This is a genomic window from Variovorax sp. PBL-H6 (genome assembly GCF_901827155.1).
Classification (GTDB): Bacteria; Pseudomonadota; Gammaproteobacteria; order Burkholderiales; family Burkholderiaceae_C; genus Variovorax.
In genome coordinates, this window is the sequence record NZ_LR594659.1 from 2,463,421 (window position 1) to 2,477,849 (window position 14,429).

Annotated in this window: 10 protein-coding genes; 5 read left to right on the plus strand and 5 right to left on the minus strand. The window is 68.6% G+C overall.

Annotated elements, in window-relative coordinates; translation table 11 throughout:
- Positions 1 to 78 precede the first annotated feature (78 nt).
- Positions 79 to 1,017 carry a succinylglutamate desuccinylase/aspartoacylase domain-containing protein gene (locus tag G3W89_RS11755; RefSeq protein ID WP_162574253.1) on the plus strand — a complete coding sequence of 313 codons (939 nt, stop codon included), beginning with the start codon at positions 79 to 81 and terminating at the stop codon, positions 1,015 to 1,017.
- A gap of 7 nt (positions 1,018 to 1,024) precedes the next feature.
- Here G3W89_RS11755 and G3W89_RS11760 read toward each other — a convergent pair whose 3' ends face one another.
- A complete protein-coding gene (locus G3W89_RS11760; protein ID WP_162574254.1) occupies positions 1,025 to 2,824 on the minus strand; it encodes a glutamine--tRNA ligase/YqeY domain fusion protein in 1,800 nt (599 codons plus the stop codon).
- A 136-nt stretch (positions 2,825 to 2,960) separates the two neighbouring features.
- On the opposite strand from G3W89_RS11760, the gene G3W89_RS11765 reads away from it, so the two are divergent.
- Positions 2,961 to 3,302: a hypothetical protein gene (locus tag G3W89_RS11765; RefSeq protein ID WP_162574255.1), complete on the plus strand. Its 342-nt coding sequence runs from the start codon at positions 2,961 to 2,963 to the stop codon at positions 3,300 to 3,302.
- A gap of 82 nt (positions 3,303 to 3,384) precedes the next feature.
- Here G3W89_RS11765 and G3W89_RS11770 read toward each other — a convergent pair whose 3' ends face one another.
- From G3W89_RS11770 to G3W89_RS11785, 4 genes are all read right to left on the minus strand, one after another.
- On the minus strand, positions 3,385 to 4,233 hold the full coding sequence (locus G3W89_RS11770) for a LytR/AlgR family response regulator transcription factor (protein ID WP_162574256.1): 849 nt from the start codon (positions 4,231 to 4,233) through the stop codon (positions 3,385 to 3,387).
- Complete coding sequence (locus tag G3W89_RS11775) at positions 4,230 to 5,297, minus strand: sensor histidine kinase (RefSeq protein WP_232076480.1); 1,068 nt, start codon at positions 5,295 to 5,297, stop codon at positions 4,230 to 4,232. Before G3W89_RS11775 ends, G3W89_RS11770 begins: the two co-directional genes overlap by 4 nt.
- Positions 5,294 to 5,587 carry a 2TM domain-containing protein gene (locus G3W89_RS11780; protein ID WP_162574257.1) on the minus strand — a complete coding sequence of 98 codons (294 nt, stop codon included), beginning with the start codon at positions 5,585 to 5,587 and terminating at the stop codon, positions 5,294 to 5,296. Before G3W89_RS11780 ends, G3W89_RS11775 begins: the two co-directional genes overlap by 4 nt.
- Before the next feature lie 75 nt (positions 5,588 to 5,662).
- Positions 5,663 to 6,190 carry a DUF6622 family protein gene (locus G3W89_RS11785; protein WP_332107441.1) on the minus strand — a complete coding sequence of 176 codons (528 nt, stop codon included), beginning with the start codon at positions 6,188 to 6,190 and terminating at the stop codon, positions 5,663 to 5,665.
- A gap of 232 nt (positions 6,191 to 6,422) precedes the next feature.
- Here G3W89_RS11785 and G3W89_RS11790 point away from each other — a divergent pair, with 232 nt between their 5' ends.
- The 3 genes from G3W89_RS11790 to G3W89_RS11800 all read left to right on the plus strand — a co-directional run bounded on the left by G3W89_RS11790 (position 6,423) and on the right by G3W89_RS11800 (position 14,419).
- Entirely contained in the window at positions 6,423 to 7,706 is a 1,284-nt protein-coding gene (locus G3W89_RS11790; protein WP_162574258.1) for an efflux RND transporter periplasmic adaptor subunit, read from the plus strand.
- A gap of 10 nt (positions 7,707 to 7,716) precedes the next feature.
- Positions 7,717 to 10,908, plus strand: a complete 3,192-nt coding sequence (locus G3W89_RS11795) for an efflux RND transporter permease subunit (protein WP_162574259.1) — start codon at positions 7,717 to 7,719, stop codon at positions 10,906 to 10,908.
- A 202-nt stretch (positions 10,909 to 11,110) separates the two neighbouring features.
- Positions 11,111 to 14,419 (plus strand): efflux RND transporter permease subunit, encoded by a 3,309-nt coding sequence (locus G3W89_RS11800; protein ID WP_162574260.1) that lies wholly within the window; start codon positions 11,111 to 11,113, stop codon positions 14,417 to 14,419.
- Positions 14,420 to 14,429 lie beyond the last annotated feature (10 nt).

Below are 14,429 nucleotides of genomic sequence, written 5' to 3' on the forward strand. Positions count from 1 at the left end.
AAATGGGAGGCGGCCGCAGCCCGTTGCTGGAGCAAACTAAAGGACTCCTATCACCACAGGCCGCAGCGCCACTCTGCCATGACAGCGATCCTCCCGCGCCTCGAAGTCGTCCAGCGCGATCTCTCCGCCTACCGCCAGGGCAACATCGGCGTCGACTACGTCCACCGCTTCGAGTCCGGGAAGCCGGGCCCGCATGTGCTGATCAACGCGTTGACCCATGGCAACGAGATCTGCGGGATGGTGGCCGCCACGCGTCTGCTCGACAGCGGCGTGCGCCCGAGGATCGGCACGCTCACGGTGAGCTTCGCCCACGTGGAGGCGTACAACACCTTCGACGCGGAGAAGCCGTTCGAGAACCGGCAACTGGTGCACAACCTCAACCGCGTCTGGTCCGACGAATGGCTGGAGGGCCCGGAGGACAGCCCCGAGTTGCGCAGGGCCCGCGCTCTGCGGCCGGTGGTGGCCGCGGCCGACCATATCCTCGATTTGCATTCCACCAGCCAGGACGTGGTGCCCTTCTGGGTCTACCCCGCTTTCGCGCGCAACGCGGCAGTGGCGCTGGCGATCGGCCGGCCCTCGGTGCACCTGGTGATGCCCCAGGGCCTCGGGTCGGGCACGCCGCTGATTCAGCATGGCCGCCACGGCGAGGACGACGGCCCTGCCGGCGCGGCGCTGGTTGCCGAGTGCGGACAGCATTTCCTGCAGGCGACGGCGGACCTCGCGGTGGCGGTGACTTTCGATTTCCTGGCTCATTTCGGCCTGATCGAACGCGAGGCCGAGGCGCCGGCGCGCGAGCCGCAGCGGCGCTTCGAGCTGCTGGAGACGCGCATGGTCAAGACGCCGGAATTCCGCTTCGTGCGGCCGCTCGTCGGCTTCGAGGTGTTTGCGAAGGACGAGCTGGTCGCCACAGATGGCGAAGAGGAAATCCGGGCCCCTTGCGACCATTGCACGGTGCTGATGCCGGCGCGGGTGCCGATCGTGGGGCGGGAGGGGGTTTACCTGACGCGGCCGGTGTAGCCGCCTCTTATTTTCCCCAGCTGTCCTTCATTCCGGCCGCGCGGTTGAACACCAGCCCGCCTGCTGCGCCGTGCCGGCTGTCGGGCACGAAGTACCCGTGCCGCTCGAATTGGAATGCCTGGCCGGCCGTGGTCCTGGCGAGCGCCGGTTCGACATAGGCTTGCGCCACCACCAGGCTGTTCGGGTTCAATTCGTCCTTCACTTCGCCGGCACCGGGTTGCGCTGCCGCGAACAGGCGCTCGTACAGCCTCACCTCGGCCGGCACGGCATCGGCCGCGGCCACCCAGGTGATGTTGCCCTTGACCTTGATCGCGTCCGCGCCGGGCGTGCCGCTCTTGGTGTCGGGCACCAGCGTCGCCTGCACCTCGACCAGCTTGCCTTCGGCATCGCGCGTGCCGCCCGTGCATTCGATGACGTGGCCGTACTTGAGGCGCACCTTGTTGCCGGGGAAGAGCCGGAAGAAGCCCTTCGGCTGCACGTCCTCGTAGTCGGTGCGCTCGATCCAGACCTCGCGGCCCAGCTTGAAGCTGCGCTTGCCCATGTCGGGATGGTGCGGGTGCACGGGCGCGGTGCATTCGTCGAGGAAGCCGGCCCCCATCAGCTCGTCCCAGTTGGTGATGACCAGCCGGACCGGGTCGAGCACGGCCATCGCGCGCGGTGCCACGGGGTCGAGCGTGTCGCGCAGGGCCGCCTCGAGGCTGGCGTAGTCGATCCAGCCGCCCGACTTGGTGACGCCAGAGCGTTCGCAGAAGAGCTTCAGTGCTTCCGGCGTGTAGCCGCGTCGGCGCAGGCCGGCCAGGGTGGGCATGCGGGGGTCGTCCCAGCCGTCCACGTGGCCTTCCTCGACCAGTTGGCGCAGGCGGCGCTTGCTCGTGATCACGTGGGTGACGTTGAGGCGTGCGAACTCGTACTGGCGCGGATGCGGCGAGGCGATGAGACCGCCCTCGGCCAGGCGATCCAGCAGCCAGTCGTAGAACGGGCGCTGGTCCTCGAACTCCAGCGTGCAGATGCTGTGGGTGATCTGCTCCAGCGCGTCCTCGATGGGATGGGCAAAGGTGTACATCGGGTAGATGCACCACTTGTCGCCGGTGTTGTGGTGGGTCGCACGGCGAATGCGGTAGAGCGCTGGGTCCCGCATGTTGATGTTGGGACTGGCCATGTCGATCTTCGCGCGCAGCACGGCGGCGCCGTCGGGCAGTTGGCCGTCGCGCATGGCGCGGAAGCGCGCGAGGTTCTCGTCGGCCGTGCGGTTGCGGTAGGGGCTGTCGGTGCCGGGCGTGTTGAAGTCGCCGCGGGTCGCGCGGATCTGCTCGGCGCTCTGTTCGTCGACGTAGGCCAGGCTGGCGCCGATAAGGTGCTCGGCCGCGCGGTACATGAAGTCGAAGTAGTTGCTGGCGAAGTAGACGTGCTCGCTGGGCTGGCCGGGCCGGGCCGGATCGTCGGCGAGGCTGCAGTCGTAGCCCAGCCATTTCACCGCGTCGCGGATGGCGTCGACGTATTCCTGCTCCTCTTTCTCGGGATTGGTGTCGTCATAGCGCAGGTGGCATACGCCGCCGTATTCGCGGGCGAGCTCGAAGTTGAGCCAGATGCTCTTGGCATGGCCGATGTGCAGGTAGCCGTTGGGCTCCGGAGGGAAACGCAGGCGCACGCGGGCCGGGTCCTGCATGCCCTGGGCATGGTGCGCGGCGTCACCTGGGGAGCCGCCCCAGCAGCGGCCGGCGTAGTGGCCCTGCTGGAGGTCGTTTTCAATGACGTGGCGCAGGAAATTGCTGGGTTTCGCGGGGTCGTGGTCGGCAGCGGAAGTCATCTCTTCATTCTAGGTGCCGCTTCTTCGGGGTTACTTTTGGAAACGTTCTTCACGGGGCAGTGTGAACCGCGTTGACATTTCCTGCGTTCAATACAGGCATGGACGCACGGCGTCCCCCCTAACAAGGAGTCCCACCATGAGTCTCACCCGTTCCACTTTCTTCAAATGGGCTGCCGTCGGCGCCGTCGCAGCCGGCGCGCTGTTCACCGCCGCTTCGGCCAATGCCCGCGGCGACGTGAGCTGGTCGGTCGGTATCAGCGCTCCGGGCGTCGCGGTCGGCGTGGCGGCTCCCCCCGCGTACTACGCGCCACCGCCTGTGTACTACCGCCCGGCTGCTCCGGTGTACTACGCCCCGCCGCCGCCGGTCTACTACCGTCCGGCCCCGGTGTATTACGGCCCGCCGCCGGTGTACTACGGCCCGCCGCGGGGCTACTATCGCGGGCATGGCCACGGACGCGGCCACGGCCACTGGCGTTGATCGCCGGCAGCCACGATTGCCTGCTGTCACATGAAAGAACCGGCCCTCGCGGCCGGTTTTTTCATGGGGCTCGACGGAGAGCTCACATGGCCTTGAAGAGGTGGGCATAAAGCCGGCTGACCGGAATTTTCTCGGGTCGGCCACGCAAGGCAAGGTGCAGTTTGCCGGCCTCGTCCCGGTGCACCGATTCGATCGCGTCGCTGCGCACCACCATCGCCCGATGCACCTGCCAGAACACGCCCGCGTCGAGCTGCGGCAGCAACTGCTTGAGCGGGGTGCGGATCAGGTACTCGCGCGAAGCGGTGAGCACGCGCACGTACTTGTCGGCGGCCTCGAAGTACTGCACCTCTTCGACGGGCACCATGCGCACGGTGCTGCCTGCAGTGCCCGCTTCGCTGGCCGCGATCAGCTTGAGCGGCGCTGAGCCGCCCGCCACCCCCGGAAGGGTGGCCGCGCTACCTGCCGCCGCCAGCAGTTGGCGCCACTGCGACAGCGTGCCCGCCAGCGCATCTTCGGCGCTGGACGGGGAGCCATTGCGCTGTGGTGGCTCCAGGTTCTGGCGCAGCCGCGCGACGGTGCGCCGGAGCCGCTCCGGCTGCACCGGCTTCAGCACATAGTCGATGGCCTGCGTATCGAAGGCCCGGGCGGCATATTCATCGTAGGCGGTCACGAAGACCAGCTGCGGCATCGGCGCCTCGTCGGCGGGCCAGGCGTCGGCCAGCTCCGCTGCGGCGGCCAGGCCGTCCTGCCCCGGCATGCGGATGTCCAAGAACAGCACCTGGGGCAGAAGTCGCAACGCCTCGCGCACCGCGCTGTGGCCATCGGCCACGGTGGCGAGCACGTCGAGCTCGGGCCAGGTGGCGGCCAGCTCGGCGCGCAGGGCCTGCGCCAGCAGGGGTTCGTCTTCGGCGATGAGGGCGGTGGTCTTCATGCGGGCAACGGGAGGATGATGGTGGCGCAGGTGCCGCCGGCCGGATGCGGTGTCAGCTGCAGGGCGCTTTCCGCCCCGTAAACCGTGGCGAGGCGTTCTCGCACCTGCGACAGGCCGAAGCCGCCGTCGGGGGCAGGCGGCCTGGTGCTTTCCGAGATCCCTACGCCGGTGTCGCGCACCTCGATCACCAGCCGCCGGCCTTCGCGCCGCGCGCCGATGGTGATCTCGCCGCCCTCGACCTTCGGCTCCAGTCCGTGGCGGATCGCATTCTCCACCAGCGGCTGCAGCAGCAGTGGCGGCACCGGCACCTCGCGCAGATCGTCAGGCAGCTCGAGCCGGCAGGCGAGCCGCGGGCCCATGCGCACGGACATCAGCTCCAGGTAGTCGCCGAGGCGCTGGAACTCGGCCGCCAGCGGATGCGCAAGCGCGCGAGAGCCGCTGAGCGTCACGCGCAGGTAGCTGTTGAGGCGGTCGAGCATGGCCACGGCGCGCGGCGGATCGGTGGCGATCAGCACGCGCAGGTTGGCCAGCGTGTTGAAAAGCATGTGCGGCTCGAGCTGGGTTTCCAGCAGCTTGAGGCGCGCATCCGCGGCGTCGCGCTGGGCCAGCGCGATCTCGCCCTCGAGGAACTTGCTCTTGCCGCGGCTGTAGTAGAAGTAGCAGATGACCACGCCGGCCGCCACCGTGATCAGCGCCGTGGAGGCGAGCTTGTCGCGCGAGAGGCTCAGGAATTCCAGCAGGGGCTTGCCGGTCCAGGCGTCTCCGATCGCATTGCCGCCCAGGAAGCCGGCCACGATGCCGGCAACGACCAGCGCCACGCCGCGCCAGCCGTGCGGCCAGGGCGTGGCATCGCGGCCGGCGAGCAGCAGCCGGCCGACGTCGACGACCAGCCAGCTGATGAGCCCGATCGAGAGCGAATAGACGAACTGCGGCGCCCAGCCGCCACGGCCCGAGATCGACAGCGCGACCGCGATGACGCAGCAGAAGCCCGCGGTCGAGATGCCGTGCCGCAGCACGTGCCGGAGATTCTCCGGCGAGAAGTTGCGTGCCAGCGTCTCGCTCACCCGCGGTCTCCGTCGCGCAGCGCCTTGCGCTCCCGTTCGAGCAGCCGATCGTAGAAATTGCCGCCCGGCGCCACGAAGAACACCACGGCGCCGTGAATCAGCAGCCCCAGGCCCCAGCCGAGCAAGGGGTACATGGCCCAGTTCTGCCCGCGCGAGCTGGCCAGGATCACGAGGAACAGGTTGACCAGCACGTAGACGGTGGCATGGATGTACCAGCCCATCTTGGCGCCGGCGCGGCGGCGGGCGAGGCGATCGAGGCGGTCCGTGGAGGGATGAAGGTCGTCGGTCATGTGGGTCTCCAATGGAACAGGGATTCTTGCGGAAGAAGAGGGCGAACGGACGGAAAGAAGGCGCACTCGTATCGGTCAGGCGCCGGCCACGGGCAGGGCGCCGCGGTCCTCGCGAATCGCCAGCTTCCACAGGCGCAGCGCCCGTGCGGCGAAGATGCCGCTGAAGGCGCCGTACAGGGTGCCGATGCCCAGCGCGAAGCCGGTATGGTGCGCCACCTCCGGATGCATCGCCAGCAGCACGCCCACCGCGTACTTGGTGAAGAAGATGCCCATCATCAGCGCCAGCGGCGCGGCAGTGCCGGGCAGGTGGAAGGTGCGGGTCGCCGCGTCGTACCGCGTGGCGGCGGGCAGCGGCCAGCGCTGCACGGTCAGCAGCAGCACGGTGACTGCGCCGGCCCATCCCAGCAGGGCGACGGGCGAATCGCCGAAGGCCGAGAGCATCCCGTAGAAGGACAGCCCGACCATTGCGACGGGCAGCAGCGTCACCCGGACCAGGCTCACGCTGCTGGCGAAGAGTTGCTTGAGGCCCAGCCACACGAGCAGGGCGAAGAGCAGGAACACCCAGCGGGGCGTGTGGGAAAGGATCTGGGTCAGCATCATCATGGTGTTTTCTCCTTGAAGGGTTATGGAAGCGTCGATGGGGTGGACTGTGCCGGCCGCCCCGCGCGCCTTCCATGCCCTTGCGACGAACTGCAGCGGACCGGCGCGAGTTGCAATCCGATGTCGCCGGACGCACTGCGCAACGCCGGCTTTACCGTGGCTTTACGGTTGGTAGGAACTGGGCGCTACGATTCGACGCTCCACTAAGGGCTGCTTGCGAACCGCCCCGTTGCCGATGCCTTCTCCCATCCCAGAGCCCCCTGCCACCGCCCCCCTCGCCGAACCGCCTGCGCCGCGGCCGCCTTCGCGACGAAGGCGCTGGCTGGGCAGCCTGGTCGCGCTGCTGCTCGTGGTGGTCCTCGGTGGGGTGGCCTGGTACCTGATCAAGCGCTCGGGCGAGCCGGCTGCCGGCCGTGGCAGCTTCGGGGCGCCGGGCTCGACCGTCGGCCATGCGGTCGCGCGCCGGGCCGAACTGCCGGTGACCATCGATGCGCTCGGGACCGTGACGCCGCTGGCGACCATCACCCTGAAGCCGCAGGTCGGGGGCGTGCTCACCGAGGTGCTCTTCACCGAGGGCCAGTCGGTCACCAAGGGCCAGTTGCTGGCCCGCATCGATCCGCGGCCCTACGAGCAGGCGCTGATGCAGGCCCAGGGCACGCGCGTGCGCGACGAGGCGCAGCTGGAGGCCGCGCGCGTGACGCTGGCGCGCTACCGCACGCTGCTGACGCAGGATTCCATCGCGCGCCAGGATGTCGACACCCAGGCCGCGCTGGTCAAGCAGCTCGAAGGCACGGTGACCACCGATCGCGCCTCGGAGGCCGCGGCCAGGCTCAACGTCGAATACACGCGCATCACGGCGCCGGTGGCCGGGCGCATCGGCCTGCGCACGGTCGATCCCGGCAACACGGTGACGGCGAACGCGAGCACCGGGATCGCGGTGATCACGCAGATGAACCCCATCGACGTGCAGTTCGCCGTGCCGCAGGACCGCCTGCCGGACATCCAGGCGCAGCTCGCCAAGGGCTTGGCGCTGCCGGTCAAGGCGATGGACCGCACGCGCAGCACCACGCTGGACACCGGCACTTTCTCCACGCTGGACAACGTCGTGGACACCAGCACCGGCACCGTCAAGGGGAAGGCCCGCTTCGGCAATGCCCAGACGACGCTGTTTCCCAACCAGTTCGTCAATGTGCAGATGACCCTGCGCACGATCGACGCGGTCGTGGTGCCGGTGACCGCGGTGCGCACGGGACCGACGGGGAGCTATGTCTACGTGATCAACGAGGACCGCACCGTCTCCATGCGGACGGTCAAGCGGGGCGAGTCGACCGTCGAGCTGGCGGCGATCAGCGAGGGCTTGGCGGCCGGCGAGAAGGTGGTGACCGAAGGCGGCGACCGCCTGAAGGAGGGCGCGCAGGTGGTGCTGCAAGGGGACAAGCCGGCAGCTGGTCCACGCCCGGGCGCCTCCGGTCCGCGGGGCGCGCGCGGCGAGGGACGGCGCCGGGCGCCGCCGCAGTGAGAGGGTGCTGATGAGCCCGTCGCGCCCCTTCATTGAGCGGCCGGTGGCGACCGGCCTGCTGATGCTCGCCATCGTGCTCGCGGGCCTCGTGGGCTTCCGCTTCCTGCCCTTGGCCGCTCTGCCGCAGGTGGACTACCCGACCATCCAGGTGCAGACCCTTTACCCCGGCGCCAGCCCCGAGGTGATGAGCCGCACCGTCACTGCACCGCTGGAGCGCCAGTTCGGGCAAATGGCGGGGCTGGACCGCATGAGCTCGGTGAGCTCGAACGGCGTGTCCATCGTCACCCTGCAGTTCGCGCTCGACCAGACGCTCGACGTGGCCGAGCAGCAGGTGCAGGCCGCGATCAACGCCGGCGGTTCGCTGCTGCCGGCCGACCTGCCGGCGCCGCCGGTCTATGCCAAGGTCAATCCGGCGGACGCGCCCATCCTGACGCTCGCCGTGAGCTCCAGCACCATGCCGCTGACCGAGGTGCAGAACCTCGTCAACACCCGCCTCGCGCAGAAGATCAGCCAGGTGGCCGGCGTGGGCCTGGTCTCGCTGTCGGGCGGGCAGCGCCCGGCGGTGCGCATCCAGGCCGACACCAATGCGCTGGCCTCGGTGGGCATCGGGCTGGACACGCTGCGCACCGCCATTGCCGCGGCCAATGCCAACAGCGCCAAGGGCAGCTTCGACGGGCCGCAGCGCGCCTACACCATCAACGCCAACGACCAGCTGGTCGCCGCGGCCGACTACAAGAACCTGATCGTCGCCTGGAAAAATGGCGCGCCGGTGCGCATGAGCGATGTCGCTCGCGTGGTCGATGGCGCCGAAAACACGCAACTCGGTGCCTGGGCGGCCGCGCGCGCGGAATCGAAGGACAAGCAGGACGCGGCCGCCACCCCGGACGCCGGGATCTACCCCGCGATCATCCTCAACGTGCAGCGCCAGCCCGGCGCCAACGTGATCGGCACCGTCGACGCCATCAGGAAGCAACTGCCCGAGCTCGAGGCTGCGCTGCCCGGCGCGCTCAAGGTCGAGGTGCTGAGCGACCGCACCACCGGCATCCGCGCCTCGGTCCATCACGTGCAGCTCGAGCTCGCCTTGGCCGTGGTGCTGGTCGTGCTGGTGATCTTCCTGTTCCTGCACAGCGTGCGGGCCACGGTCATCGCCAGCATCGCGGTGCCGATCTCGCTGATCGGCACGCTGGGCCTCATGTACCTGCTGGGCTACAGCCTCAACAACCTGAGCCTGATGGCGCTGACCATCGCCACCGGCTTCGTGGTGGACGACGCCATCGTCATGATCGAGAACATCGCGCGCTACCTGGAGGAGGGCGAGCCGCCGTTTGCGGCCGCGCTCAAGGGCGCGACGCAGATCGGCTTCACCATCATCTCGCTGACGGTGTCGCTGGTCGCGGTCCTCATTCCGCTGCTCTTCATGGGCGACGTGGTGGGTCGGCTGTTCCGCGAGTTCGCGGTCACGCTGGCGATCACCATCCTGATCTCGGCCGTGGTCTCGCTCACGCTCGTGCCGATGATGTCGGCGCGCTGGCTCACTGGATTACCTTCGCCTTCGGCTTCGGTTTTCGCCTCGGGAGCGGCCCAGCGGCTCAAGCCGCAGGCCGAGGAGGGCGGCCGCTTCGGTGCGCGCGTGCAGCACTTCTTCGAGCGCGTGATCGCACGCTACGACACCTGGCTGCAATGGGTGCTGCGCCACCAGCCGCTGACGCTCGTGGTGGCGGCGCTGACATTGGCGTTGACGGTGCTGCTCTACATCGCCATTCCGAAGGGCCTGTTCCCCACGCAGGACACCGGGCAGCTGCAGGCGCGCATCGAGGCGGCGCAGGATGTGTCCTATGCGCGCATGGCCGAGTTGCAGAAGGCCGCGGCCGCGGCCATCCTGGCCGATCCCGATGTGCGCAGCCTCAGCTCGGTGGTGGGTGTGGATGCAGCCAACAACACGGCGCTCAACACCGGGCGCATGCTGATCAACCTGCGCTCGGCCCGCGACGACCAGGCGGCCGTGATGCAGCGCCTGCGCGAGCGCGTGAACACGATGGCTGGCGTGACGCTCTATCTGCAGCCCACGCAAGACCTGACGATCGACGCCGAGACCGGCCCGACCGAGTTCCGCGTTGCACTCGAAGGCGTGGACACCACGGTCGTGAATGGTTGGGCGAAGAAGCTGGTCGAGCGGCTGCGCGACACGCCGCAGGTCCGCAACGCGACCACCGACGCGGGTGCGCAGGGCCTGGCCGCTTACGTCGACATCGACCGCAACACCGCCTCGCGGCTGTCGGTCACGGCCAGCTCGGTCGACGATGCGCTCTACAGCGCCTTTGGCCAGCGCATCGTCTCGACCATCTTCACCGAGACCAACCAGTACCGCGTGATCCTGGAGGCGCAGCGCGAGGGGCTCGCGTCACCGCAGGGGCTGGGCAACCTGCAGCTGCGCACCGGCGCCGGCACGCCGACGCCGCTGGCCTCGCTGGCCACCGTGCGCGAGCAGCTCGCGCCGCTGTCGATCACGCGCGTGGCGCAGTACCCGGCCGCGACGGTGGGCTTCGACACCGCGCCGGGGGTCGCGCTGGGCAAGTCGGTCTCGGCGATCCGCGAGGCAGCCAAGGAGATCGGCTTGCCGGCGAGCGTGCGGCTGAACTTCCTGGGCGCGGCAGGCGCCTACGAGAGGTCGCTCACCAACCAGCTCTGGTTGATTCTTGCCGCGGTGGTGTGCGTGTACATCGTGCTGGGTGTGCTCTACGAGAGCTACATCCATCCGCTGACCATCTTGTCGACGCTGCCCTCCGCCGGCGTGGGCGCGCTGCTGGCGCTGATGGTGACGGGCAACGACCTGGGGGTGATCGGCATCATCGGCATCATCCTGCTGATCGGCATCGTGAAGAAGAACGCGATCATGATGATCGACTTCGCGATCGACGCCGAGCGGCACGAAGGGAAGTCACCACGGGAGGCGATCCACCAGGCGGCGCTGCTGCGCTTCCGGCCGATTCTGATGACGACGCTGGCTGCGCTGTTTGCGGCGCTGCCGTTGATGTTGGGGTGGGGCGAGGGGGCGGAGTTGCGGCGGCCGCTGGGCCTGGCGATCTTTGGTGGCCTGGTCGTGAGCCAGGTGCTGACCTTGTTCACGACGCCGGTGATCTATCTGGCGTTTGATCGGATGGGGCGCAGGTTCGGGGGGAAGCGTGACGCTGCGCACGGCTGAGGTGTTGCTCTCGTTCCCTCTCCCGCTTGGAGAGGGCTGGGGCAGCTTGCCTTCGATTTGCACGGCTACTTCGGTTGGTGCGTTGCGCTGGTTCCGAGGCTGGAGCCAGCCTCAAACCAACAGCAACGTACGACATCGACAGGACGCGTACCCTCACCCTCTCCCAGGGCGACAGGGAGCAGGACCGCGAAGAGAGCCATAGATGAACCTCTCCCGTCCCTTCGTCGAACGCCCCATCGCGACAGTCCTCCTGACCATCGGCATCGCCCTGGCCGGCATCGTTGCCTTCTTCGTCCTGCCGGTCTCGCCGCTGCCCCAGGTCGACTACCCCACCATCTCGGTCCAGGCGAGCCTGGCCGGCGCCAGCCCCGACACCATGGCCTCGAGCGTGGCCACGCCGCTGGAGCGCAGGCTGGGCATCATTCCCGGCGTCAACGAGCTGACCTCGACCAGCTCCAACGGCTCGGCGCGCATCTCGCTGCAGTTCGACCTCAGCCGCAACATCGACAGCGCCGCGCGCGAGGTGCAGGCCGCCATCAACGCGGCGCGTGCAGACTTGCCGGCCACGCTGCGCAGCAATCCCACCTACCGAAAGCGCAACCCGGCCTCGGCGCCGGTCATGATCCTCGCGCTCACCTCCAGGACGCGCACGCCCGGCCAGATCTACGAGGCGGTGTCCAACATCGTGAGCCAGCGCCTGTCGCAGGTCGAGGGCGTGGGCGAGGTCGAGATCGGCGGTGGCTCGCTTCCGGCGGTGCGTGTAGAGCTGGAGCCCTTTTCGCTCAACCGCATGGGCATCAGTACGGAGGACGTGCGCGCCGCGATCCAGGCCAACAACGCGAACCGGCCCAAGGGCGCGATCGAGAGCGGCGATCGCCGGCTGCAGATCTACACCCCCGCGCCGGGCCGCCGCGCCGCCGACTACCGCGATCTGGTCATAGCCTGGCGCAACAACGCCGCCGTGCGCCTCGGCGATGTGGCGCGCGTCATCGACAGCGTCGAGAACACCCGCACGCTGGGCCTGTTCAACGGCGAGCCGGCGGTGGTGATACTGGTCACGCAGGAGCCAGGCGCCAACATCATCGACACCGTGGACGGCATCCGCGACCTGATGCCCGAGCTGCGCGCGCAACTGCCGCAGGACATCGATATCCAGATCGCCTCGGACCGCACCAATTCCATCCGCGCGTCGCTGCGCGAGATCGAGACCACGCTGATGATCTCGATCGTGCTGGTGGTGCTGGTCGTAGGCCTGTTCCTGCGCAAGGCGCGCGCCACCATCATCCCGGCGGTGGCGACGGTGGTCTCGCTGCTGGGCACTTTCGGCGTGATGCACCTGCTGGGCTTCAGCCTCAACAACCTGAGCCTGATGGCGCTCACGGTGGCCACCGGCTTCGTGGTGGACGACGCCATCGTGGTGCTGGAGAACACCGCGCGCCATGTCGAGGCCGGCATGAAGCGCATGGAGGCGGCGCTGCGCGGCGCGCGCGAGGTGGGCTTCACCGTGCTGTCGATCAGCCTTTCGCTGGTGGCGGTGTTCATCCCGCTGCTGTTCATGGGCGGGCAGGTGGGGCGGCTGTTTCGCGAGTTCGCCGTCACGCTATCTGCGTCGGTGCTGATCTCGCTGGTGATCTCGCTGACCACCACGCCCATGCTGTGCGCCATGCTGCTGCGCAGCGAAGCGGAGGAGCCCAGAAAGAAGCGCGGGCGCCTTCTGAGCTGGCTGGGCAGAGGCTTCGAGCGCGCCTGGAACTGGACCTTGCGCACCTACGCCCAAAGCCTGGACTGGGCGCTGGCCAGCAAGGGCGTGGTGATGGTGGTGCTGCTGGCAGTGATCGGCCTCAACGTCTACCTCTTCAACGCCATTCCCAAGGGCTACTTTCCGCAGCAGGACGACGGCCAGCTCAACGCCGGCATCCGGGCCGACCAGAGCATTTCTTCGGCGGCGGTTGCCGACAAGCTGCGCCAGGCGGTGGACATCATTCGCAAGGACCCGGCAGTCGCGACCGTGGTCGGCTTCTCCGGCGGAGGCCGCGCGGGCGGAGGCTTCATGTTCGTCAACCTGAAGCCGCTGGGGCAGCGCACCGAGAAGACGCAAGCGGTCATCGACCGCCTGCGCCCGCAGCTGAGCCAGCTCGCCGGCCTGCGCGTGTTCCTGTTTCCGGTGCAGGACCTGCGCATGGGCGGGCGCTCCAGCAACTCCAGCTACCAGTACACGCTCAAGAGCGACAACCTGCAGGACCTGCGCAAGTGGACCGGCAGGCTCGCCGAACGGCTGCGCCAGGAGACCGCGCTCACGGACATCGACAGCGACGACGCCGCCAATGGCGTCGAGACCTTCGTCGAAGTGGACCGCGATGCCGCGGCGCGGCTGGGCGTGACCTCGAGCGCGGTCGACAGTGCCCTCTACAACGCCTACGGGCAGCGCTCGGTTGCCACCATCTACGACGAGCTCAACCAGTATTCGGTGATCATGGAGTGGGCGCCGCGTTTCCAGCGCGCGCCTATCGCGCTGAAGGACCTCTACGTGCCCTCGACGCTCAATGCCGTCACCAGCGCGAGCGGCGCGACCAGCGTCAGCACGCTGCAGGCCAGGACCGACGCGGCGACCGGCACCTCGACCGTCACTTCGGCCAACCCGGCTTCGCGCACCTCGTCCGCCGGCCAGCAGATCGCGACCAGCACCACGCCGATGGTGCCGCTCGCGGCCTTCGCCAAGCTCAGCGAGCGCGCCGTGCCGAGCTCCATCGACCACCAGGACACCGAGCTCGCGAGCACCGTCTCGTTCAGCCTGGCCGAGGGCGTGAGCCTGGCGGATGCGAAGCGCATCGTGTCCCAGGCCGAGGCCGACATCGCGATGCCGGTCAACGTGCGCGGCAGCTTTCAAGGGACGGCATTGGCGGCGCAGCAATCCCAGGCGCAGCAGCTGTTCCTGATCTTCGCGGCGCTGGTGGTGATCTACATCGTGCTGGGCGTGCTGTATGAAAGCCTGGTGCATCCGATCACCGTGCTGACCACGCTGCCCTCGGCGGGCGTGGGCGCGGTGCTGGCGCTGCTGCTGTTCCGAATGGAGTTCTCGATCATCGCCCTGATCGGCGTGTTCCTGCTGATCGGCATCGTCAAGAAGAACGCGATCCTGATCATCGACTTCGCGCTCGAGGCGGAGCGCGCCGGCGGGCTGAATGCGGTGGAGGCCGTGCGCGAGGCCTGCCTGCTGCGCTTCCGCCCGATCCTGATGACGACGCTGGCCGCGGCGCTGGGTGCCCTGCCGCTGGCGGTCGGTTTCGGCGAAGGTGCCGAGCTGCGCCAGCCGCTGGGCGTGGCCATCATCGGCGGCCTGATCGCGAGCCAGCTGCTGACGCTGCTGACCACGCCGGTGGTCTACGTGCTGCTCGACAAGCTGCGCCGCCGGCCTGCCAACGAGAAGTACCTGAGCCGCGCGGCGACCGACCCTTCGCTGGTGCCCGGTGCCTCCCTTCCCTCTTCTCCCTCTGGCAGAGGAGCCGGCTGAGGACAGCGGC